This window comes from Rhodoflexus caldus (assembly GCF_021206925.1).
In the GTDB taxonomy this organism is placed as follows: domain Bacteria; phylum Bacteroidota; class Bacteroidia; order Cytophagales; family Thermoflexibacteraceae; genus Rhodoflexus; species Rhodoflexus caldus.
In genome coordinates this window covers 21274-44931 of the sequence record NZ_JAJPRF010000015.1, presented here as the reverse complement: position 1 = coordinate 44931, position 23658 = coordinate 21274, and the positions used below count along the sequence as shown (strand labels likewise).

Sequence of the window (23658 nt, the reverse complement as noted above, 5' to 3'; positions counted from 1 at the left end):
TATTTTTTTGTATATTGCAGCATAATTCACTTCAAAAATTAAATTTTATGCAAACTATATCCGATTTAATTCACTTTCCGACAACTTACTACAAAAGTATCCTAAGTAGAGATGTAATGTGTAAAATCATAAGTTTTATGCCTTTGGGAACTACCAAGCAAATAGCCAAAATATGTAATGTAGATGTTGAAACCGTAGAACAAACTCTAATTGGTAATAATCATGACGATTTAATTTTACAAGTAACCCTTCAGCTTTTTGAAGAAAGGTTTGAAGGATACTACGGAGAAAAACCAACGCTTATTACTTTATCTTATTTGTTTTAAGATAAGTCCTAAATGCTTGTATTTCAGTAAAGAGGTTTTCCATTGATAACTTTGCCTTTAAAAGTTCCGCAAAATTACTATCTAAAACAGAATTTGGCTCAATTTTTTTGACTTCGCAAGTAGTTTCGTTGATTTCTACCAACAAAATGCCAATAGCAAAAGGTCGGTGGGCTTGCTGTGTGTCAAATACTAAATTCACGTATTTGCTAAGGTCTTTTTGATTGATGACTTCAATTTTAAAGGGTGTTTTGTCTTTCTGCTCGTCTAATCCTTTTTTGTAGTAAGGTGTTTCATGGCGAAATACAATTACTTGTGCATAAGGTATATTTTGACGTTGAATATTAGCGGTTTCGCCCATCATACCTTCAAAATAATTGTTAGCATTTTGCTTGTAATTTGACGTTACGAACTTCAAGCCCAAACAGAAAATAGGTTTTCCGTTGTGCGTAACGGTAATATCAATATCTTTGGGATAATATTTGCCTTCTACGGTAAATTCTTTTGAGTTTTCGCCTAAATAATGCGTTTCATAGTCTTGCCCGAAAATAGTTTGTAAAGTATTTGCCAAAAACAGATGAATAGGTTTTAGTTTTTCTGTGCTTCTCGCACCGAATTTCAAGTAGTTTTCAAATGCTTGTGAAAGGGCTTTCAGAAAGTTGTTTTCGTTATACATATTTTTTTTGTTTTATTTATTCTCACAAATTCCCCCAATGTATAGTTTCTCATTCAGGTCAATCCTATGCTACCTCTCTACATATACTCACTCAAAAATCACCGTTTTGTTGTTGCGGACAAATACGCGGTCTTCAAATACTAATTTGAGGGCGCGCGCCAGCACAATTTTTTCTACATCGCGGCCTGCCCTTGCCATGTCTGCCGCCGTTTTGCTGTGGTCAACGTGGATGACATCTTGCATGATAATCGGCCCTTCGTCCAAATTGTCATTGACAAAATGTGCCGTTGCGCCTATGATTTTCACCCCGCGTTCAAAAGCCTGTTTGTAAGGATTTGCGCCAATAAAAGCAGGCAAAAACGAGTGGTGAATATTGATAATCCGATTCGGAAAACGGCGAGTAAAGGCAGGGGTCAGCACGCGCATGTACTTTGCCAACACCAAAAACTCAGGGTTGAATGGCTCAATGGCTGCCAAAACTGCCTCTTCGTGCGCTTCGCGGGATAGCCCCTCATGCGACACACAGATAAACGGAATACCAAATTTTTCTACCAGCGGGCGCAGGTGTTCGTGGTTGGCAATTACTGCCTGCACGTTCATGTGTAAATCCTGATACATATTGCGCACTAATAGGTCGCTGAGGCAGTGATGCTCTTTGGTTGCCAGCAATACCACCCGCTTGGCGTGGACGCTTTCCAACCGGATATTGGCTTCATCGGGCAGGATACCGCGCAGACCATAAGCTACTTTTTCGGCATTCAGTTCACCCGAAAATTCGGTACGCATATAAAAATGCCCTGTTGTGCGCTCCACAAACTCGTCGTTGCGCAAAATATTGAGGTGGTGATGGTACAAAACGCCTGTGATTTTGTGCACCAAACCTTGTTGGTCGGGGCAGTCTATCAGCAATACATGGCTTTGAAAGTTACTGGCTTGCATAGGTTGATGATGTCTGTAAAATAGACCTGACAGGTTTCCCCAACCTGTCAGGTCTCATCTGTTTTATTGGTAATCCTCTCTTCGCGGACAAAATACGTCTAAGATTTTGCAAGGTTGCCCTGTTGCTCTGCCCGAATGAGGTACATTACCGGATATCACTACCACCTCCCCTGCTTTCAGCACGCGGGTTTCGCCGCCGATGGTCATTTCAAATTCGCCTTCCAGCATATTAACGGTTTGCTCATGCGGGTGCGAATGAAGGGGCAGTACGCTGTCGCCTACAATTTCCCAATAGGCAAGGGTGGCGTGTTCGGTGTGAATCATGCGCCCCCAAAAGCCGGGTATAAACTCTTTGGCAGGCAGGGCAGCTATGCTGTATGCATTCATCTATCGTTGTTGGATTTTATTTTTGAAATACTCGTAAGTGATTTTCAAACCTTCTGCTCTGCCCACTTTGGGCTCCCATCCTAGAAACTGCCTTGCCTTGTCAATGTTCGGGCGGCGCTGTTTGGGGTCGTCCTGCGGCAGTGGTTTATAAACAATCTTTTGGTTAGTTCCTGTCAGCGCAATAATCTCTTCGGCAAACTGCCTGATGCTGATTTCATTGGGGTTGCCGATGTTCACGGGCAGGTGATAGTCGCTCATTAGCAGGCGGTAGATGCCTTCAATCAAATCGTCCACATAGCAGAACGAACGAGTCTGGCTGCCGTCGCCGAAAACGGTGATGTCTTCGCCGCGAAGTGCTTGGCTCATAAACGCAGGCAAAGCGCGACCGTCATCTAACCTCATGCGCGGCCCGTAGGTATTGAAAATGCGAACAATGCGCGTATCTACGCCGTGGAAATTATGATAGGCCATCGTAATGGCTTCCATGAAGCGCTTGGCCTCATCGTAAACACCGCGCGGCCCGATGGGATTCACATTGCCCCAGTACTCTTCGGGTTGTGGGTGCACGTCGGGGTCGCCGTAAATTTCGGAGGTAGAAGCTACCAGAATGCGAGCGCCTTTGTCCTTGGCAAGCCCCAGCAGGTTCATTGTGCCGATAGACCCTACTTTCATGGTCTGAATCGGCATTTTGAGATAGTCAATCGGGCTTGCAGGAGAAGCAAAATGGAGGATGTAGCGCAAGTCGCCGGGTATGTGGACAAACTTGGTTACGTCGTGATGATAATATTCAAAATTTTTGAGCGGAAACAGGTGTGCAATGTTGTCTAAGTTACCCGTCAGCAGATTATCCATGCCGATGACATGGTAGCCTTCTTTGATGAAGCGGTCGCACAAATGCGAACCCAGAAACCCGGCTGCACCGGTGATGAGGACTTTTTCCATGAATTGTAGTTTAGTTTTAATTGACCATACATGCAGAGGCGCGTCGTGTTACGCCTCTGCATGGTAAAAAATTCTGCTATTGTTTTTTATCTACTACCAAACGCTCCTCCCGATTGGCAATTTCCCATGCCGTGGAGAAAATATAGCGTGTAATTTTCTCCAATTTACCGAAGTGGATTTTTTCCACATCATCGGTTGGCTGGTGATAGTCCGCATGAACACCGTTGAAGTAGAACATGGACGGAATGCCGTGCTTGGCAAAGTTATAGTGGTCGGAACGGAAGTAGAACCGATTGGGGTCGTTCGGGTCGTTGTAAGTATAGTCTAACTTCAGGTCAGAGAAGTATTTTTTGTTTACCTCTTCGCCAATATTGTGCAGGTCGGTAGAGAGGCGGTCAGACCCGATGACATAGACATAGTTAGGATTGTCTTTGTACTTATCGTCCATGCGGCCAATCATGTCAATGTTCAAGTCGGCAACTGTATTGGCAAGCGGGAAAATCGGGTTTTGGTCGGCGTAGTACTGCGAACCCAGCAGCCCTTTTTCTTCTGCCGTTACGAGTAGGAACAGCACACTGCGGCGAGGTGCATTACCGTCGGCTTTGGCTTTGGCAAAGGCTTCTGCCATTTCCATCACGGCAACTACTCCCGAGCCATCGTCGTCTGCACCGTTCATTATTTTGCCGTTTTGGATGCCTACGTGGTCGTAATGGGCAGAAAGTATGATGACTTCGTCTTTTTTATCGGTGCCTTCTACAAAGCCCAGCACATTGTTGCAGAAAATCTGCGTTTGTACTTTTTTGATATCGGCTTTGAGTTTGGTCTTCATCGTTCCGGCAAGGGATTGATTTTGTGCCGCCTTCATGCGGGTTTCAAAATCTGCCTGATTGGCACCTACCAATGCGGCAACTCCCGACATCGGTACAATCATATCGCCGGCCATACGCGCAGGACGCGGGGCAGCACCTGCCAAACCAAGGCTGCCGCGTTCGGCAGAGGCTTTCATCATACCGGCATAGCGGTTGAAGGTTTCATCAGGAATGGCAATCAGCACGTACTTTGCGCCTTTGTTGCGCAGCAGTTCCATGCGGGCGTTCATGTTCCATTTTTCGGAAGGTTTGTCCGTTCCCGAAATCAGGTATTTGCCTTCGGCATTGCGCGGTTCATCGTTCAAAATGACGACGGCTTTGTCTTTTACGTCCAACTTCGTATTGCGGAAATCCGAATATGCCTCATCGTCAATGCCGTAGCCGCCGAATACGATGTCGGTTTTGGCCTTGCCTGTTGCAATGCCGCTGTTAATGAAAATATAGTCTTTGAAGGGTTCCAGATTTTTGCCCTTAATGCTAAGCGTAGTTTCAAAGCGCGTAGTTTGCAGCGGCACGGGTTGCAGAAAACTGTTGGCGGCGTTGCTTGCCACAGGCCCTGTAAGTCCCCATTCTTTGAAATGTTTCACCACATAATCCGCTGCCAGTCGGATACCCTTAGAGCCGGTGTCGCGCCCTTCCAATTCATCGGAGGCAATGTAGGTCAGGTGTTTTTTCAGGTCATCCTGCGTAATGGTGGCGCTGTAAGTTTGTACGCTTTGCGCCCAAGCAAACAGGCTCAGTCCCTGAAAAGCAATCAACAGGGACAACAGCCGAAAGCGATTGTGTTTAATCATGATGTCGGAATTTAAGTAATAGCGTTCTTACAAATGTAGCACATTTTGTACCGCCTTCATGCGGTTGGGGGGAAGAACATTCTTTGCAGGTACAGGCAACGGGTGTGTAACCGTAGGAAACCACACATGCTTGCACATTAATGTTCCAACACTTTGCATTTACCCCATAAAATTCTCCTTTTTTTGTATGTTAGCTACCCATGACGAACCGCACCTTCTTATGAAAACAGCTACCCGTAAATATTTGCGCATTGTACAGCAGGATTCGTGGCTTGCACCTTTTAACCGCCACTTGACCGAGCGTTTTATGCGTTTCCACGAGCTTCTCTTCCGATTGGAGGAGGTTTACGGCAGTTTGTATGACTTTGCCGGAGCGCATGAGCAATTAGGCATCACCTATGATGCAACTGCCAAAGGTTGGTACTATCGCGAATGGGCACCGGCAGCAGAGGCACTTTTCCTGATTGGCGATTTTAACAACTGGAATCGCACATCGCACCCGCTAAAAAAGAAAGAACCGGACGGCATTTGGGAAATATTTTTGGATGATGCCACTTACGCAGAGCAATGGAAGCATGGCAGCTTGTTCAAAGTGCTGGTGAAGTCGGCGATAGGAGAAGTGGAACGGATTCCGGCATATATCCGCCGCGTGGTGCAGGATGAAACCACCAAAGATTTTGCCGCACAGGTTTGGCATCCGCCTGTTCAGCAAAGCAGCAACGATGAAAGTACAGCCGCCCCCAAAGCGTCCGTAGAGCAATTGGCAAGCGATATCAAAGCGGGAAAAACGCCTTTGCTTATCTACGAAGCACACGTAGGGATGGCGCAGGAGCGCGAAGGCTTGGGTACTTACCGCGAGTTTGCCGATTTTATTCTGCCGCGTATCCAAAAAGCCGGATACAATGCCATTCAGTTGATGGCTGTGGCCGAACATCCTTACTATGGCTCGTTTGGCTACCATGTGTCCAGTTTTTTTGCCCCCTCTTCGCGTTTCGGAACGCCCGAAGATTTGAAATACCTCATAGAAAAAGCGCACGAGGCCGGCCTTCTGGTCATTATGGATTTGGTACACTCTCATGCCGTAAAAAATATTCTGGAAGGGCTGAATTTTTGGGATGGCACGGAGTATCAGTATTTCCATGCGGGTGGGCGCGGCGAGCACCCCGACTGGGACTCCAAACTGTTCAATTACGGCAAATGGGAAGTGCTGCAATTTCTGCTGTCCAATGTGCGCTATTGGCTCGAGGAGTTCGATTTTGACGGCTTCCGCTTTGACGGCGTAACCTCTATGCTCTACGTTCACCACGGGCACGTAGCTTTCAACAGCTATGCCGATTATTTCACCGAAGCGGTGGACAAAGACGCGGTTACTTATTTGCAATTGGCCAACTACCTGACCCACCACATCAAACCTTGGGCAATCACCATTGCCGAAGACGTAAGCGGAATGCCCGGGCTGGGTTTCCCCATTGAAGGCGGCGGCATTGGCTTTGACTATCGGCTGGGTATGGGCATCCCCGACTACTGGATTAAACTGCTCAAAGACCAAACCGACGAGCAGTGGGACGTTGTGCAGATGTATTATACTATGCTCAACCGCCGCAAAGACGAGCGTACCGTTGCCTATTGCGAATCGCACGACCAAGCATTAGTGGGCGATAAAACCATTGCCTTCCGCCTGATGGACAAGGAGATGTATTTCAGCATGGCCAAAAATATACCCAGTTTGGCAGTGGACAGAGGCATTGCCTTGCACAAAATGATTCGGATGTTTACCATTGCTTTGGGCGGCGAAGGCTACCTGAATTTTATGGGGAACGAGTTCGGACATCCCGAGTGGATTGATTTCCCGCGCGAAGGCAACAATTGGAGCTACAAATACGCCCGCCGCCAGTGGAGCCTCGCCGATAACGGGCTGCTTCGCTACGAATACCTGCTGGCTTTTGACCGCGCCATGATTGCACTCGTAACGCGGTACAATCTGCTGCAACCCGGTTTGCAAACGCACCTGCTCAACGAAGACCGCACCAACCAAACCATTTGTTTTGAAAAAGGCGGGGTGATTTTCGTGTTCAATTTCCACCCGACGGCTTCCGTTCCCGACTACAAATTCTGGGTGCCGCGGCATGGCAAATACCGCATCGTGCTGACCTCCGACGAACACGAATTCGGCGGCCACGAGCGGATAGACCTTGCAACAGAGTTTTTTACCGATGACAAGCAGTTTATTTCCATCTACAACACCCAGCGCACGGTGCAGATATTTGAGCGCATAGGCTGATGACTTTTCAAAATACAATGCCCGTAAGCAGCAACCGAAAACAGTAGCAATTGATGCCGACAACAACGCGCCCGTTTTGGAATGATGATATCAGCTATTGGCTCCGGCAACTCAATAGCTCTGCCGAAGGCCTTTCACAAAAAGCTGCCGACCAAAGGCTGGCCGAAACAGGCATACGGGTAAAAGGCAAATCGGCCTTTCACAAAGACCTGTTGCTTTTTATCAGTCAGTTTAAAAGCCCGCTAATGTTGCTGCTCATCGGAGCAATTGTCATCTCTGCCTTTCTGGGCGATATGTCCGATGTGTTCATCATTCTGTTCATTGTTGTTTCGTCGGGGCTGCTGAGTTTCTTTCAGGAACGGAATGCAGGCAAAATTGTTGAAAAACTGCAATTGCTGATTTCTATCAAAGCAACCGTTCTGCGCGATGGCATACCGCAGGAAATTCATGCCGAACGAGTTGTGCCCGGTGATGTGCTTCTTCTCAAAGCGGGGGACATGCTGCCTGCCGACTGCCTGATTATGGAGTCCAACGAATTACACGCCAACGAATCCGCCTTAACCGGCGAGTCTTATCCGGTAAGGAAAGAGGCCGGTATCATAGAAAAACAGGCAGTGCTTGCCAAACGCACCAACTGCCTTTGGGAAGGAACCAGCATTATCAGCGGCAGTGCCAAAGCCTTAGTTATTCAAACCGGCGATAATACCATATTTGGCAATATGGCTTTGCGTTCGTCGGCCTCCGTAGAAACCGCTTTTGAAAAAGGCATCAAAGATTTTGGTTTCCTGCTGATGAAAATCACGCTGGTTTTATCGGTTTTCATTCTGGTTATCAACGTAATCAACCAAAAGCCTATTATTGACTCCGCACTTTTTGCACTGGCGCTGGCCGTAGGCATGGCACCGGAGTTACTGCCCGCCGTTACGACCATTGCCATGAGTGCAGGCGCAAAAAGGCTGCTGGAAAAAAAGGTGATTGTAAAAAAACTCAATTCCATCCAAAACCTCGGCGAAGTTAATTTGCTCTGTACCGACAAAACAGGAACAATTACCGAAGGTGTCATCAGGGTAGAAAGCATCATTAACGGGGAAGGTCAGAAAAGTGAATTTGTCCGAAAACTGGCTTTTTGGAATGCCTTTTTTGAAACCGGTTATGCCAACCCGATAGACAATGCGCTCAGGCAGATGGATGGTTTTACTGATGAGCACGTCAATAAAATTGGCGAAATTCCTTATGATTTCATCCGCAAAAGACTGAGCGTTGCCGTGAGAACCGAACAAGAGCACCTGCTGATTAGTAAAGGGGCTTTCCGACAAATCATCAGCATTTGTTCCAAAATCAGGTTAAACAGCGACGAAATAGCCGATATTGCACTCCACCAACAGGCATTGGAAGCGCAATTCGCCCAGTATGGAACAGAAGGTCTTCGCGCTATTGCGATATGCTATAAAACCATAGCTACCGATACGGCTACTATTTCAAAGGAACAGGAAACAGACATGATTTTTGCAGGCTTCATTTTGTTGAATGACCCTGTTAAATCGGGGATTGCCAAAACAATAGACGGCCTGAACCAACTGCATGTACAATTAAAGATTATCACAGGCGACAACAAAAACGTGGCAGCATCCATCGCCAAAAAAATCGGCATCAGCAGCCCGAAAGTTATCACAGGTGCAGAAATGCTCAGCACCAGCCCCGAAGCATTGGCACATCTTGCAAAAGACACGCACGTATTTGCCGAAGTAGAACCACAGCAAAAAGAGCGCATCATATGGGCTTTGAAGCAGCATTACACGGTTGCCTACATGGGCGACGGTATCAACGATGTGTCCGCCATTAATGCGGCAGATGTGGGTATATCGGTAGATAACGCCGTAGATGTAGCCAAAGAAGCCGCCGATTTTGTGCTGATGGAAAATAACCTGACCGTACTTACCGATGGCATCAGAGAAGGGCGAAAAACTTTTGCCAATACGCTCAAATACATCTATATCAATACAGGCTCTACTTTTGGCAACATGTGCAGTGTGGCCGCTGCCTCGCTGATTTTGCCGTTTTTGCCGATGCTTCCCAAGCAAATACTGCTGATTAATTTTATCTCCGACTTCCCCTTTCTTGCCATAAGTACCGACAATGTGGATGAAGAACAGATTATCAAGCCGGGCAAATGGAATTTAAAACTCATTCGCGACTACATGGTCTTGTTCGGTTTGCACAGTTCATTGTTTGACTTGATTACTTTTTTAACACTATACTTTCATTTGCGGGCAAATGAGTCGGAGTTCCAAACCGGTTGGTTTGTGGAGTCCACACTGACGGAATTATTTATCCTATTCATCATCCGCACTCACAAAAGTTTTTTGCAAAGCACACCGGGCAAATTGCTGCTTATTTTGAGTGCTGTTTCGCTTGTGCTAACCATTGTTATGCCCTACATGCCTTTTGCCCAAGATATTGGCATGATTCCTTTGCCTATGCCCGTGCTTGGGGCTATGCTATTGATAGTAGCTGCCTATGTGGCAACGGCTGACCTCTTAAAACTTTGGTTTTTCAAGAAATACCATCAGCCATAGCACGACTGCTATTTAAGTGCCTGATTTAAAATAACTTACAAAAGTTCGCTTGGCAAATCTTGCGCTTTTGCACTTTTTGTTTGCAGGGTTGAGCATTTGAGCAAGTTAAACCGTATTGCACAAGCAAACGGCCTGTTGCGAATGATGCGTTTTTGCTGATTTATTTTGCTTGCGTGTTGATATACTGAACCATGCCTGCAATATCATCAGGGGCAAACCATTGCACAGGCTCGCGCCTGAACCAAGTCAGTTGGCGTTTGGCATAGTTGCGCGTGTGTTGCTGAATCAGTGCTACCGCTTCTGCAAGTGTTGTTTTTCCATCCAAATAATCAAAAGTTTCGGTGTAGCCAACGGTTTGCAATGCGTTGCAGTGCCTGTAAGGCAACAATGCGCGAACTTCTTCTTCCAGTCCCTGCTCCATCATCAGCTCCACGCGGCGGTTGATGCGCTCGTAGAGTTGCTCGCGCGGCAGGTCTAAACCTATCCAAACCGAACGGAAAGGCCGTTCGGTCGGCTGTTTTTTGCGAAAGGAAGAATAAGGCTGCCCTGTGGCATAGATAATTTCCATTGCCCGCTTCACCCGTGCGGGGTTGGCTTTGTCCACCTCGTTGTAATAGGTTGCGTCGTAGTGTTGCAGTTCTTCCAACAAAAAAGGCAAGCCTTTTTCCTGCAATAATGCATCGGTGCGCTCGCGGATTTCGGCAGGCACGGCAGGCATGTTATCAATGCCGAAGCAAAGCGTGCGCAAGTACAGCCCCGAACCGCCTACGGCAATGGCAAAATCTTTTTTGGCAAAAATCTCATCCAGAATTTGCAGCGCATCGCGTTCAAACGCTCCGGCATTGTAGGGCTGCCAAACTTCCAGATGCCCGACCAAATGGTGCGGTGCAGCAGCCAACTCTTCGGGCGTAGGTTTGGCAGTGCCAATAGACATCTGACGGTAGAACTGCCGCGCATCGGCTGAAATTATTTCCGTGTCAAAATGTTTGGCCAGCGCAATGGCAGCGGCGGTTTTGCCCGATGCCGTCGGCCCGCCTATCACAATCAGCGTTTTGCGACTCATGTATGCGGCTGTTTTTTTACTGCAAAGAACGCAATGTTTTGCCGCAAAGAGTACAAAAACAGGGATGATGTACTTTCTCTTAGCTAAACCTGCTGTTCAAGTCATTATACACTATCTTTGCCACGACTTTTGAACAGGCAACATCCACACAACACATATTCATTATGGCGCTGATAGAAATGGTTATGCCCAAAATGGGCGAAAGCGTAATGGAAGGCACAATCCTCAACTGGCTCAAAAAGCCCGGCGACCGCATCGCACAAGACGAAGCGGTATTGGAGGTAGCAACCGACAAAGTAGATACCGAAATCCCTTCTACCCATGCGGGTATATTGAAGGAAATTCTGGCCGAAGTAGGTCAGGTAGTACAAATCGGCAAACCGATTGCCCTGATTGAAACCGAAGAGGATGCCCCTAACGCTCCCGTAAGCCAACCTGCACAAACAACGGCTGCCCCCACGCAGACAGCAGCACCTGCCGTAACGGCAGTAGCATCCTCTCAGGTTGAGGAAGTTGCCGCTCCGTCCGGTCGTTTCTACTCCCCGCTGGTGCTGAACATGGCACGTGCCGAAAATATTTCCATGCAAGAGTTAGACCGCATCCCCGGCACGGGAAAAGACGGCAGAGTAACCAAAAACGATATGTTGGCTTATTTGGAACAGCGCAAACAACAGCCTGCCGTTGCCGCTGCACCTGTTGCGCAGCCTGTCAAAGAACAAGAAAAACCTGTTACTACGCCCCAAGAGCGTCCGTTAGAACAAGTAAAACCTGCGACCTCCGTAAGCGGCAACGTGGAAATTATTGAAATGGACAGAATGCGCAAGATGATTGCCCAGCGCATGGTGGATTCTAAGCGCATTTCGCCACACGTTACCTCTTTTGTGGAAGCCGATGTTACCAACATTGTCAATTGGCGCAATGCCCACGTGCGTGCATTCAAAGAGCGCGAAGGGCAAACCCTGACCTATACCCCGATTTTCCTCTGGGCAGTAGCCAAAGCCCTGCGCGACTTCCCGATGATTAACTCATCTATTGACGGCGACAACATCATTGTGAAGAAAGATATCAACATCGGTATGGCGGTAGCCCTACCCAGCGGCAACCTGATTGTGCCCGTCATTAAAAATGCCGACCAACTCAATCTGCGCGGCATGGCTTACCGCGTGAACGATTTGGCAAAACGCGCCCGCGAAAACAAACTCACCCCCGACGATTTGAGCGGCGGCACTTACACGGTTTCTAACATCGGTTCGTTTGGCAATATGCTCGGCACCCCGATTATCATGCAGCCGCAAGTAGCTATCCTTTCGGTAGGTGCAATTGTGAAAAAACCTGCCGTGATTGAAACCGAGCAGGGCGATTTCATCGGTATCCGCCATATGATGTTCCTGTCGCACTCCTACGACCACCGCATTATAGACGGGGCATTAGGCGGTATGTTCGTGCGCCGCGTAGCAGACTATTTAGAGAAGTTCGACGTCAAAACCGAATTGTAACAATGTGTTCACTTGCCGTTTACCGACTGTTTTTTGCAGTTCACCCCCAAAAAACGGCAGCTAACCGAATCTGAAAATTTGGTATTTGAATAAAAAATACTTTTGTATCAGCTAAAAGGCTTGAACGCTTTTCCGCAGTTCGCCCGAAAGTGATTGAAAATTATAGTTTTGGTTAGAAATGATGAGGACTAAAAGAGGCATTGGCTCAATGCCTCTTTTGTTTTTTTAATGAATCATCTCGTCAGCGGTTTTCAAAACCCATCCGCTCACGGGGCTTTCAGCGGCTGGTAGGGATTGGAATTGTTTTTGCCGTTTTGTATATTTGTAGCATGTTAGTCGGCTGCACTTGAAATACGGGTTCATTCCGGCGAAGGGTATCCTTCTCAGGGTGTCAGAGGGCTAACTTATTTTATTGGCTGATGTCAGCGGATTTTTGGGCGTGTAGTAGTTGCCCCCCTTTTCATATTTGGTACTGTCGTATAAATCTACAACCAACGAAATTTTTTCAAGCACATAGTCATAGTAACGCATTTCGCCTTTTTCAAATACTCGTTGAATTGCCCAACACAAGTAATCCGCAACAGCTAATAGGGGTTCATGCCTGAATTTGTGTACCGTAAAGTTAACTTTTGTTGTTTTTGCCTTGTCGGGAAATTTTTTCTTGTGTCGTTCTTCGGCTTTTTGCAAACCTTTTTCCAAGTTGGCATGGTGGGTACTGCTGCCCCTTTCAGCGATATTGAGTACTAAACGTCCTTGTTTTTGCAATTTGTCTTTCAGCAAATGAGACAGCAAATCGGCATAAAATTCCGCTTCTTTCCCGTTGTGCTTTTTTTCAAATAGGCTAACGATTTTTCGGGCTGCAACTGCCTGAAAACTAATGTCCAATTGCAAGATGTAATCAAAAAAATCTTTTCGGATTTCGGGAATATCGTCTTTAGCATGAAAATAAAAGCCACCTTGTTGCACTCTTTTGATGACGCTTGGTACGCTTTGGTAATAGCGGCTTTGCTCAATCTGTTGTTGCAGTATAATGATTTCTTGCCGTACTTTTTGTAAATCCTGCTTAATATGAAGCATTCCCAAAATAAACACCTTGCTTACGCCTTCCTGACCGATAATCGGGATTTTGCCTTTGCCAAAAAACGTAGTATCGCCTGCTTCGTCAAGAAATCGGTGGTAATGATATGTTCCCATGTATAACCAAAATTAGCATAAAAATATCATCGTCGGCGGGTCTCTCAAGCCAACAGGTATACATATTTTTGTAATTGTGCAAAATGAAGTGTTAATTTTGTTGAAAGCATTGTTCGCGTCCAAGACGGCTAACAGGCTTCTATACCATCCCTAACTGAGCGGGTTTTCATAAAGTCATTTTAATTACCCACTTAGCTAACTCCCCACCCCCACCTCATCACATAATCGCAGGTGATGCTCTTGCCCATCACGAATTGGTCGTTGCCGCAAATGGTGAAGCCGCACTTTTCATAAAAGCGAATGGCACGTTTGTTTTCCGTCCAAGTTGCCAGCCACATGCCACTTGCTCCTTTGGCGGTGATGAACTCTTTGAGTTCGTCCATCAGGATGGCGGCAATGCCCGAACCAATGAAGTCGGGCATGAGGTAAAACCGCTGTAATTTCCACCAGTTACCGCCTTCGGGCAGCGATTCGTGCCGTTTGTCGGCAATCAGCTTGGCATAGCCCGCAACTTCGCCCTGCACGGTTTCCATGATGAAAAAATAATTATCCGCATCGGCAAGCTCGGCGGCTACCTGCGCTTCATTGAAGGCTTTTTCCAAATAGTCCGCCATGTCTGCCGCATCGCTCGTGTCGGCAAAGGCATGGTAAAACGAAGTGCGCCCTGCATGAGCCAACAAGGCGGCATCTTCGGCATCGGCACGGCGAATATGAATCAGGGCAATGGTTTGCATGTGCGATTGCTGTATTTTTGGCTCAAATTACAATTGCATTGGGACTTCTGAAAAAACTCGGTTCTCAAACCGCTATTTACGGCATCAGCAGCATCGTCGGGCGGGCGGTGAACAGCGTACTGATGGTGCCTTTCCATACCGCCGTTTTCACCGACCCGGGCGAATACGGTATCAATTCGGTTTTTTATGCCTATGCCGCATTTTTTAATGTCGTTTATACGTTCGGCATGGAAACCGCTTTTTTTCGCTTTGCTACTCGCGAACGGCAGCAGTTGCAAAGCTATTTCAACCAATCGGTTACGGCGGTTGCAGCGGTTGCTTTCCTCGGTTCGGGGCTGCTTTGGCTTTTTGCCGACGAAGCGGCAGCACTGATTCAGTACCCCGATTTGGGGCTGTACGTGCGCCTTTTCGCCCTGCTTTTTGCCATTGATGCGCTGGTAGCCATTCCCTTTGCCCGCTTGCGGTTAGAAGGTCGCCCCGTACTGTTTGCCTCGCTCAAATTGGGCAGTATTTTCCTCTACGTGGGGCTGAACTTTTTCTTCCTCTACGTTTGCCGCAAGGCTGCCGCAGGGGAAAGTTTCCTGTTCATGCAAGATTTTGCGCAATTGATTTTTAAACCCGAATACGCGGTGGGCTACATCTTCCTTGCCAACCTGATTGCCAATGCGGCGCAGTTGCCAGCTTTTGCTTTCGTATTCAAAGGTTTTCGCCTGCAATGGCAGTGGCAAACTTTAAAGCCCATGTTGCGCTATGCCTATCCGCTGCTGTTCATGGGGCTGGCGGGCATCGTAAACGAAGTCATAGACCGACAAATGCTCAAATGGCTGCTGCCCGAAGGCTTCTATGCAGGCATCACTACCGACGGGGCTATCGGCATTTACAGTGCCTGTTTCAAGTTCGGCGTTTTTATTACGCTGGCGGTGCAGGCGTTCCGCTATGCCGCCGAACCGTTCTTTTTCGCACAGGCTGCCGATAAAAACTCGCCTGAACTCTTCGCCCGCGTGATGCACTACTTCATCCTTGCCTGCTTGCTGATGTACGTAGGCATCGGGGCAAATATTGATTGGGTGCAATACCTGTTGCTGGGCAGTGCGGCTTACAGGGAAGGTTTGGCAGTTGTGCCTGTACTTTTGCTGGCCAACTGTCTATTGGGCGTTTACTATAACCTGACGGTTTGGTTCAAAATTACCGACCGCACCTACTACGGCACATGGTTTGCCATTCTGGGGGCTGCCGTTACCGTTGCGGGCAACTACCTGCTCATTCCCCTGATGGGCTACATGGGCGCAGCACTGATGCACCTGATTTGCTATGCCGCGATGAGTGCTGCCTGCCTTTACTACGGGCAAAAGTTTTACCCCATTCCCTACCGTTGGAAACCTGCCCTACTCTACACCGCCGCAGGAACAGCAGTTGTTTACAGTGTACAAGCAATTGATTTACAAAGTTTTGTCATGAATCAATTGCTTAACATCGCACTCTCGGCAGCCTTCACAGGTCTGATTTTCATACGTGAAATTCGTCCGCTGATGAATCGTGGGAAGGCAGTCTCTGAAAAAAATCTGTAATTTTTTAGGAAAGGGTATTGCAGGAATGAATGTGGTGTTCTACTTTTGTGGTGTCAAAAGGACAACGGAGTGGTAGTTCAGCCGGTTAGAATGCCTGCCTGTCACGCAGGAGGTCGCGGGTTCGAGTCCCGTCCATTCCGCAAAACGCTTGCATAGCTTATGCAAGCGTTTTTTGCTTTATGGCGAATCGGGTTTTTCGGTATAAATTTGCCCATTCTGTTATTGATAAGAATCATGCAAAACATTGTTCGTTTCACACTCTTTCTGGGATTGGTTATCATTCTGGGCGCATGTAAGAAGCAAAGTACACTGAATGCAGAGGCACAGCGCGAGCGGGAGGCACGCATTATTACTGACTGGCTGGCAGAAAACAGAATTACCAATTTTCAGCGCACGGCTTCCGGTTTGGTTTACATTCCGCAGATTGTAGGTGTGGGTGAAAGAGCACGCTCCGGCGATTCTGTTACGGTGCATTATACCGGCAACGTACTTTACGGCAAAGTATTTGACAGCAGCCGTTTCCGCAATCAGCCTTTTGGTGTGCGCATTGGGCGCACGCAAGTAATTGCAGGTTGGACGGAAGGTTTGCAACTGATGCGTGCAGGCGAGCGCGGCACACTGATTATCCCTTCCAATCTGGCCTATGGTTCGCGCAGTCTGGGAGAAATTCCGCCCAATGCCATTTTGCAATTTGATATTGAGGTACTTAACCTAACGCGTCAGCAATGATACAAGAGCTTTGCTTTGCCACGCGCAACGCACATAAACGCGAAGAAATTGCCGCTCAATTAGGCGGCAATTTTCGCTTATTGACACTGGACGAAATCGGTTGCACCGAAGAAATCCCCGAACCGGAAGCAACCATTGAAGGAAACGCCGCCTACAAAGCCCGCTACGTATGGGAACATTACCGCATCCCCTGCTTTGCCGACGACAGCGGCTTGGAAGTAGCAGCACTGAACGGCGCACCGGGCGTACATTCGGCCTATTATGCGGGGGCTTCGCGCGATTTTAAAGCCAACTACGAATTGGTACTGCAACAACTGCAAGGCATCACCGACCGCCGGGCGCAGTTCAAAACCGTTATTGCTCTTGTGCAGTCCGATGGCAGCCTGCACACCTTTACGGGCATCATTACGGGCAACATCACCGATGCGCCGCGGGGCAGCAACGGCTTCGGCTATGACCCCATCTTCCAACCCGACGGCTACCACCTAACCTTCGGTGAAATGCCCGTCGCCCTGAAAACGCAAATCAGCCACCGCGCCCGCGCCATGCAGCAATTGCTGGATTTTCTGAAACAATAGAGCGGCAAATTCAGTAAATTTGGTTATGAGAAAAACTACCCTTTCAACCTGCCTTTTCACTTTGATACTCTTTTTTGCGGCTTGCAGTTCGCAGGAAAACAAGCGCGAACCCAAGGTCATTTCCTTCAAGATAGAAAACAAAGACCCAATAGCAAACCCTTACGAAAAAGATACCATCAAAGGCAGCCCGCAACGCGAAGCATCGGGGCGAATTGGTGAAACAGTCGTAGCCGTTCGCTATCATTCGCCTGCCGTTCGGGGGCGCATCATCTGGGGCGGACTTGTGCCGTACCATCAGGTTTGGGTAACGGGGGCGCACAATGCCACGGCCATTAACTTTGAACGTGCCATGAAAATCAACGGGCAGTTGGTAAAAGCAGGCACTTATGCCATTTTCACTATCCCCGCACCCGACGAATGGACAGTGATTCTCAACGAGCGTTGGAATCAGCACCTGACCGATGAGTACAAAACCGAGGAAGACGTGCTTCGCTTCAAAGTCAAGCCAACTGTTATGCCCGATACCATCCAGCGGCTAACTTATGAAGTAAAACCCCTTGCACCCGGTAAGGGTGAGGTAGCCGTCAAATGGGAAACGCTGCGCATTGCCTTCCCGATTGAAGAAGCGCGATAGCATTAAAACTCGTGCAGGCGCTGTGCAATATTGAGGCGTATGGCCAGCGAAGTAAAACTGATATTGCTGTTGCGTGCCGCATCGTCGCTTTGCAGGCGGCGAATCACTTGTTTAAAATCAATAAACAGGTTGTGTTTGAGTTGATAAGAAGCGGTAAAATCGCCAAAGAGCAGCGTGGTAGCGATACCCTGCCCTATTTTATTGCCGTATTCCTGTTGGCGTGTGGTATTGTCTAACAGAATATTGCTGCCCCAGTTTTCGCCCGCGCCGTCCAATCCTTGCTTAGCATATATCATTTTACCCGTAAGCATCAGGCGCGGAATAGGCTGATAACGAGCAATCCCGATAAACTCGCGGAAGTTAGCCCCCAGCGGATGCGCCAACGCCTGATTGAAGTGGGCATGGTTAGACAGCGATTCATCAATAAAGTGAGAGTAGGTATAAGGACGCACAGCGTTGTACTCGGCCTGCAAATCCAGATTTTTGATGCCCAGCGCATCAATGTATTTGATACCTGCCTGTAAGCCGTTTTTATTGCCCCACCAGCCGTTGCCTGCGCGCACTTCGGAGAGTTTAAACTCATCCAGCACAAACTGTCCATAGAGTTGGAATTGTTTCAGGAAATTCCAGCGCCAGTCAAAACCGATGATGGAGTTATCCGCACTGCCGACCTGTTGCTCTACCCACCGGTAGAAAATGATGGGGTTGAGGTAGGAGAGGTCAAAAGTATCGTTCTTGTAGCCGTCGCGTCGCCCGTAAACCACCGACTCAAACAGGCCGACATTCAGGTTGTCGGTGATGTTGATGCCCAGATGGTGAAACACGGCGTATTTTTTCGGATACACGCGATTAGTGCCTACGGCATCTGCCGTAAGTTGCATGTAGGAATTGGTGTAATTGACTTTCCAGATACGTGTATTGAATTTGGCGAACAGTGCATTAGCGGCAAAATCGGAAAGAATGAGCGAACGGTATCCGTTGCCATAGAATTGCTTGTCGTGCCCCATTTGGAACGACATGATGTTTTTCAGGATATCAAAACTGACATAGCCGCGGGCAGTGAGTACGGCAACGCCGGTATTATCCAGCACGCCCGATTCGGTGCGGGTTTTCCAAAAACCTTCACCCGGAACAGCGTTGTTTCTGCCGATGTAGTCCATCACATAATTAGGGAATAACATGATGTTATCGGCCAGATAGGTGTAAAAACCTACGCGATTGGCAATTAATCCGCGCATTTCCGCACCACGGGTGTTAAGAAAAGGACGATTTTCCGAACCAGTAGCCACGCCCATACCTACATGCAGTACAGGGTTGATATGTAGGTTAAAATCTTTGACATCTACGCGGTAAAGGTCGGGCGTGTATTTGTAAAAAGTACCCAGCACGGGGCGCTTGCTTTTGTCATTGACCGAATCTGCCCATTCGGAGTTGTCGTTGAGCAAGTAGGAAATGTTGAATCGGTCAATTTTATTGAGTGTGAATCGGTTTTCTTTCAGGATGCTGTCGGCAAGGGCTGCCACGCCGCGCCGCTCCAACAGTTTGATGGACAGCATCAGGTTTTCGGAGAACTTGCCTCGCTTAATTTCATAGCGTTCTACCAAATGCTGGTAGTCTTGGTTGTAAGGTACAAGAGTGCTTTGTGCCATTGCCGCTGCGGGCAGGGCAAGCAGCAAACTAACGATAAGACGTTTCATCATGGTATGAAGTATCTGGATAAAAACGTAGCATACTTTTCAGGGTTGTAGGACAGTTTATGCCCTGCATCGGCTATCTTGCCAGCACCCGACGAAGCCAGCGCGGTAAAATAACCACACCAACAAAAAGGTATGGGTAGTAGGTATAGAGTCGCCAGAAAAGTGCCAGCGCTACACCAAAGCCGCCGATGTATTGCCCAAAGAAAAAGTCAAATGATAGTTCTGCCGTGCCGCTGCTGCCCGGCGTAGGCGAAATGAGCATAATTACCCACATAACGATATGGCGGGCAAATACGAGCAGATGATTTTCCCAAGTCAGGCTTGCGAATGCTGCCAGCAGGCAGTTTACCATCAGGTAGCGCGCCGACCATACGAAAATGGTTGATACAATGGCATTAGCCCAATAGCGCACATCTTTGCCTTTCATTTCTTCGGAAGCAATAATTACTTCATCGCCGATTTCTTTGGCCGAACGGCGAAAGCGCCGCAGGAAACCGAAAGAGGTAATGCGGGTAATCAGCCAGCGGAAGCCGTGTGGTTTAAAAAACAGCCCCCAAGCAAAAAATGAGGTGTAAATAGCAATCAGTGCATAGCTAATCCAGAAAGTAGCGCGCAGACCTGAGCCAAACAACCCGATGCCGCCTTCCGCTGCTACGGGGAACACATCGCCTTGTGAAAGCAGCAATGCAATGGGTGCAGCCAAAATGAAGAAAGAGTTATCTAACAGCGCAGTGAGCATTACATAGGCCAGCGACTTGCCGAACTTGATGCCTTCACGATTGATGATAAACACGGCAACGGCCGTTCCTCCTACTGCCGATGGCGTTACGGCAGAGGCAAACTCCCACAAAAGAACCGTGTAGATGCTCGATTTCCAGCTTAACTCTTGATTGGTCAGGTAGCGAATCCGCCAGACATAGCCCGCATCGCGGATGAAAAGCACCAACACTGCCACTAAAATCCACACAATATTTGCCTCCTGTATATGCGTGCGCACGGCGTTGATGTCCACATTGGTAATGAACATGTAAATTGCCACGCCCAAACCAATAAGAATGGGTAAAATAACTTTGGAAGGGTTAATGGATTTGAGGATTTTTTCCTGGTCTTGTTGCATAAGGGGCTTGCGATTGTTGCTACGCAGTTTAAACAACCCGCTCCGGTTCGGGGTTGATAATCATAAAATCGTTGTAACCTTCACCCAAGCGGATGCCGATTTCTCCGGCTTGGAGCAGTTCCAAGATAGCCAAAAAATTAAAAATGACGACCACTTTTTGCGGCTGTCGCTCTATCAGTTCCGTAAAGGTAAGATAACGCGCTTCTTTTATCCACAATCGCACCACTTCTTTTTGCCCTTCCACCGTGTAGGGGTAAGGCACAATCCGATGTACGGGTTTTTGTTGTTCCAGTGTAAACCGACGCATTACTTTTTCATAAACGCGCAGCAGTTTGTATAGGTCTATGTTTTGTAGTTCGGCTTCTACGCCCTGCGATTCGGCAATTTCCAGCAACTCGGCGGCAAGGTTGCCGCGCGGTTCCATGGCCAAGCGTTCTTCTTCGCGTTGTGCGAACTCGCCGACAACCGACTTGTACTTTTTGTATTCCAACAGGTGGCGGACGAGTTCCTCGCGAGGGTCTATTTCCTGCCCTTTTTCGTCGAGCTCGGGGCGCGGCAACAGCATTTTGGCCTTGATGCGCATCAGCGTAGCGGCTACTACCATAAAATCGCCTGCCACATCCATGTTAATCTGCTCTAATTGGTGCAGATAGTCCAGAAAGTCTGCCGTAATTTTGGCTATCGGGATATCGTAAATATCCAACTCATCCCGCTCTATGAAAAACAAAAGCAGGTCAAACGGCCCTTCAAAAAGGGGCAATCGGATAGAGAAAGTATCGCTTTGGACAGGTTGCAAGGCTACATCGCTAACTCCGATAAGAATTTGATTCGCATTAGGCGCAGTTCCTCTTCGGTAAATTCATCGTCAAGCGCTTGTAGTGCCACCTTGATGTTGTCGGTTTCAGCATGGAGGAAGTAGTCATAAATAGCTTCTTGGGCATCCTCTTCCAGCATTTGGTCTATATAGTAGTCCAAATTGAGTTTAGTTCCCGAGTAGCAGATGTGTTCTATTTCCTCTATCACCTCGGCAAGGCTGAGATTTTTGGCTTCCGCAATTTCTTCCAAATCTACCTTACGGTCTATTTGCTGGATGATGAAAATCTTGGTTTTGGACTTATTCACCGTTGATTTGACAACCACATCGGCGGCGGTTGTAATATCGTTTTCCGCTACGTAGTTGGCAATCATGTCTACGAACGGCTTGCCGAATTTCTGCGCTTTGCTTAATCCTACGCCGTTTACCTGTGCCAGTTCTTGGATAGTAGTGGGGTAGGTAGTTGCCATTTCTTCCAGCGAAGGCTCTTGAAAAATGACATAGGGCGGCAGATTTTTCTGTCTGGCTACCTTTCTGCGCAGGTTGCGCAGCATTTCGTAGAGGGTTTCGTCATACGCACCACCGTGTGCGGCATTTTCCGAATCATCGGCAATCAGTTCTGTTTCTGCGCCGGTGTAGTCGTGGTCTTTGGTGAAAGTTACCGGTGTGGGGCGCTCCATGAAGGCATAGCCCTTTTCGCTGATTTTGAAGCTGAGGAGATTCTCTAAGTCTTTGTCTAAATAGCCGTAGAGCATTGCCTGACGGATAATGCTTTTCCACTCCTGTTCGGTAAGTGCTTCGCCTTTCTTGAATACGGGCAGTTTTTCGTGTCCGTAGCTAAGCACATATTGTTCGGTTGTGCCGCGAAGGATGTTAATCAAATGGTCTGCACCAAAGCGCTGCCCTGTTTCATGTACGGTTTGCAGTAGTAGCAACAACCATTCTTTGGCTTCAAACGATTTTTCTTTGGGCAAGTTGCAGTTGTCGCAGCCACCGCCTTCTTTACACAGGTTGTCGTTGTAAACCTCGCCAAAGTAGTGCAGCAGTTGCCTGCGGCGACAAACGGAGCTTTCGGCATAGGCAGCCATTTCGCTGAGCAGCAACTTGGCGTTTTCGCGCTCGGTTACGCTTTTGTCTTTATTGAACTTTTCTAATTTGGTGATGTCTTCGGGGCTGTAGAACATCAGGCAGAAACCTTCCAAACCATCGCGTCCGGCGCGTCCGGTTTCCTGATAGTAGCCTTCCAGTGACTTGGGCGTATCGTAGTGAACTACAAATCGCACATCGGGTTTGTCTATACCCATGCCAAAGGCAATGGTTGCCACTACCACGTCCACATCCTCATTCAAAAAGGCATCTTGATTTTTGATGCGCACGTCGGCATCCAATCCTGCATGGTAGGGCAGCGCCTTAATGTCGTTTACGGTCAGCAGTTCGGCTATTTCTTCTACCTTTTTGCGGCTCAGGCAATACACAATGCCCGATTTGCCTTTATGGTTCTTAATGAAGCGAATCAGTTGCTTTTGTGCGTCTATTTTGGGACGCACTTCATAGTGCAGGTTGGTGCGGTTGAAAGAAGACTTGAAAATATCGGCTTCCTCCATGTGCAGGTTTTTCTGAATGTCTGCCTGAACTTTGGGGGTAGCGGTGGCAGTGAGCGCAATAATGGGGAAGTTGCCAATCTGGTCTACGATGGTTTTAATGCGGCGGTACTCCGGACGGAAGTCGTGCCCCCATTCCGAGATACAGTGCGCCTCATCTACTGCCACAAACGATATTTTTGCGTCTTTCAAAAAGGCGATATTATCGTCCTTAGTGAGCGATTCGGGAGCAACATACAGGAGTTTGACCTGCCCGTTGAGTGTTTCTTTCTTTACCCGGTTCAGTTCCGACTTGGTCAGTGTGGAATTGAGGAACTGTGCATTGACTCCAAAGGCATTGAGCTGGTCTACCTGATTTTTCATCAGGGCTATCAGTGGTGAAATAACGATGGCGGTGCCGGGCATCACAATGGCCGGCAGTTGGTAGCACAGCGATTTGCCCGCACCTGTGGGCATAATCACAAAGGTGTTTTTGCCACTCATCAGGTTGCGGATGATGGCTTCCTGATTACCCCTGAACTGGCTGTACCCGAATACCTCTTTAAGGGCGCTTCTAAGTTCGTCTTGTAATTGTTCTGTCTGCACCATACGGCTCACAAAAGTTAGAAGTTATGCGTTATGAGTAGCAAGCGTAGGGCTTGCCGCT

Annotated in this window: 20 protein-coding genes and 1 tRNA gene; 9 read left to right on the top strand and 12 right to left on the bottom strand. The window is 48.0% G+C overall.

What is annotated here, in order from left to right; translation table 11 throughout:
* Positions 1-47: 47 nt before the first annotated feature.
* Positions 48-326: a hypothetical protein gene (locus tag NDK19_RS13910; protein WP_250632507.1), complete on the top strand. Its 279-nt coding sequence runs from the start codon at positions 48-50 to the stop codon at positions 324-326.
* Here NDK19_RS13910 and NDK19_RS13905 read toward each other — a convergent pair.
* The 5 genes from NDK19_RS13905 to NDK19_RS13885 all read right to left on the bottom strand — a co-directional run bounded on the left by NDK19_RS13905 (position 304) and on the right by NDK19_RS13885 (position 4930).
* Positions 304-999 (bottom strand): hypothetical protein, encoded by a 696-nt coding sequence (locus NDK19_RS13905; RefSeq protein WP_250632506.1) that lies wholly within the window; start codon positions 997-999, stop codon positions 304-306. The genes NDK19_RS13910 and NDK19_RS13905 overlap by 23 nt on opposite strands.
* Before the next feature lie 87 nt (positions 1000-1086).
* Positions 1087-1938 carry a formyltetrahydrofolate deformylase gene (gene purU, locus NDK19_RS13900; RefSeq protein WP_250632505.1) on the bottom strand — a complete coding sequence of 284 codons (852 nt, stop codon included), beginning with the start codon at positions 1936-1938 and terminating at the stop codon, positions 1087-1089.
* Between the two features lie 63 nt (positions 1939-2001).
* Positions 2002-2325 (bottom strand): cupin domain-containing protein, encoded by a 324-nt coding sequence (locus NDK19_RS13895; RefSeq protein ID WP_250632504.1) that lies wholly within the window; start codon positions 2323-2325, stop codon positions 2002-2004.
* Positions 2326-3267, bottom strand: a complete 942-nt coding sequence (locus tag NDK19_RS13890; RefSeq protein ID WP_250632503.1) for a UDP-glucuronic acid decarboxylase family protein — start codon at positions 3265-3267, stop codon at positions 2326-2328.
* A gap of 76 nt (positions 3268-3343) precedes the next feature.
* Positions 3344-4930 carry a M28 family peptidase gene (locus NDK19_RS13885; RefSeq protein ID WP_250632502.1) on the bottom strand — a complete coding sequence of 529 codons (1587 nt, stop codon included), beginning with the start codon at positions 4928-4930 and terminating at the stop codon, positions 3344-3346.
* Positions 4931-5150: 220 nt separating this feature from the next.
* Here NDK19_RS13885 and NDK19_RS13880 point away from each other — a divergent pair, with 220 nt between their 5' ends.
* Positions 5151-7211 (top strand): alpha amylase C-terminal domain-containing protein, encoded by a 2061-nt coding sequence (locus NDK19_RS13880; protein ID WP_250632501.1) that lies wholly within the window; start codon positions 5151-5153, stop codon positions 7209-7211.
* Positions 7212-7264: 53 nt separating this feature from the next.
* Positions 7265-9787, top strand: coding sequence for a magnesium-translocating P-type ATPase (gene mgtA, locus NDK19_RS13875; RefSeq protein WP_250632500.1), 2523 nt, complete (start codon positions 7265-7267; stop codon positions 9785-9787).
* 160 nt (positions 9788-9947) lie between these two features.
* Here the strand turns inward: mgtA and miaA are convergent, their stop codons facing one another.
* Positions 9948-10850 carry a tRNA (adenosine(37)-N6)-dimethylallyltransferase MiaA gene (miaA, locus tag NDK19_RS13870; protein WP_250632499.1) on the bottom strand — a complete coding sequence of 301 codons (903 nt, stop codon included), beginning with the start codon at positions 10848-10850 and terminating at the stop codon, positions 9948-9950.
* Positions 10851-11014: 164 nt separating this feature from the next.
* On the opposite strand from miaA, the gene NDK19_RS13865 reads away from it, so the two are divergent.
* A complete protein-coding gene (locus tag NDK19_RS13865) occupies positions 11015-12346 on the top strand; it encodes a dihydrolipoamide acetyltransferase family protein (protein WP_250632498.1) in 1332 nt (443 codons plus the stop codon).
* Between the two features lie 399 nt (positions 12347-12745).
* Here the strand turns inward: NDK19_RS13865 and NDK19_RS13860 are convergent, their stop codons facing one another.
* A complete protein-coding gene (locus NDK19_RS13860; RefSeq protein WP_250632497.1) occupies positions 12746-13540 on the bottom strand; it encodes a DUF3800 domain-containing protein in 795 nt (264 codons plus the stop codon).
* A gap of 191 nt (positions 13541-13731) precedes the next feature.
* On the bottom strand, positions 13732-14274 hold the full coding sequence (locus NDK19_RS13855) for a GNAT family N-acetyltransferase (RefSeq protein ID WP_250632496.1): 543 nt from the start codon (positions 14272-14274) through the stop codon (positions 13732-13734).
* 17 nt (positions 14275-14291) lie between these two features.
* Here NDK19_RS13855 and NDK19_RS13850 point away from each other — a divergent pair, with 17 nt between their 5' ends.
* The 5 genes from NDK19_RS13850 to NDK19_RS13830 all read left to right on the top strand — a co-directional run bounded on the left by NDK19_RS13850 (position 14292) and on the right by NDK19_RS13830 (position 17783).
* Positions 14292-15842 (top strand): oligosaccharide flippase family protein, encoded by a 1551-nt coding sequence (locus tag NDK19_RS13850; protein ID WP_250632495.1) that lies wholly within the window; start codon positions 14292-14294, stop codon positions 15840-15842.
* Between the two features lie 66 nt (positions 15843-15908).
* Positions 15909-15982 (top strand) — tRNA-Asp (locus NDK19_RS13845).
* Positions 15983-16076: 94 nt separating this feature from the next.
* Positions 16077-16571, top strand: coding sequence for an FKBP-type peptidyl-prolyl cis-trans isomerase (locus NDK19_RS13840; RefSeq protein ID WP_250632494.1), 495 nt, complete (start codon positions 16077-16079; stop codon positions 16569-16571).
* The gene (rdgB, locus tag NDK19_RS13835) at positions 16568-17149 is read left to right on the top strand and encodes an RdgB/HAM1 family non-canonical purine NTP pyrophosphatase (RefSeq protein WP_250632493.1); all 582 of its coding nucleotides are present in this window, start codon (positions 16568-16570) and stop codon (positions 17147-17149) included. Before NDK19_RS13840 ends, rdgB begins: the two co-directional genes overlap by 4 nt.
* A 61-nt stretch (positions 17150-17210) precedes the next feature.
* Positions 17211-17783, top strand: coding sequence for a DUF2911 domain-containing protein (locus NDK19_RS13830; RefSeq protein WP_250632492.1), 573 nt, complete (start codon positions 17211-17213; stop codon positions 17781-17783).
* Positions 17784-17785: 2 nt separating this feature from the next.
* Here NDK19_RS13830 and NDK19_RS13825 read toward each other — a convergent pair whose 3' ends face one another.
* The 4 genes from NDK19_RS13825 to recQ all read right to left on the bottom strand — a co-directional run bounded on the left by NDK19_RS13825 (position 17786) and on the right by recQ (position 23600).
* On the bottom strand, positions 17786-19483 hold the full coding sequence (locus NDK19_RS13825) for a capsule assembly Wzi family protein (protein ID WP_250632491.1): 1698 nt from the start codon (positions 19481-19483) through the stop codon (positions 17786-17788).
* Positions 19484-19553: 70 nt separating this feature from the next.
* A complete protein-coding gene (locus tag NDK19_RS13820) occupies positions 19554-20597 on the bottom strand; it encodes a lysylphosphatidylglycerol synthase transmembrane domain-containing protein (protein ID WP_250632490.1) in 1044 nt (347 codons plus the stop codon).
* A gap of 28 nt (positions 20598-20625) precedes the next feature.
* Positions 20626-21393: a segregation and condensation protein A gene (locus tag NDK19_RS13815; RefSeq protein WP_250632489.1), complete on the bottom strand. Its 768-nt coding sequence runs from the start codon at positions 21391-21393 to the stop codon at positions 20626-20628.
* Between the two features lie 2 nt (positions 21394-21395).
* Positions 21396-23600 carry a DNA helicase RecQ gene (gene recQ, locus NDK19_RS13810; protein ID WP_250632488.1) on the bottom strand — a complete coding sequence of 735 codons (2205 nt, stop codon included), beginning with the start codon at positions 23598-23600 and terminating at the stop codon, positions 21396-21398.
* Positions 23601-23658: the final 58 nt, after the last annotated feature.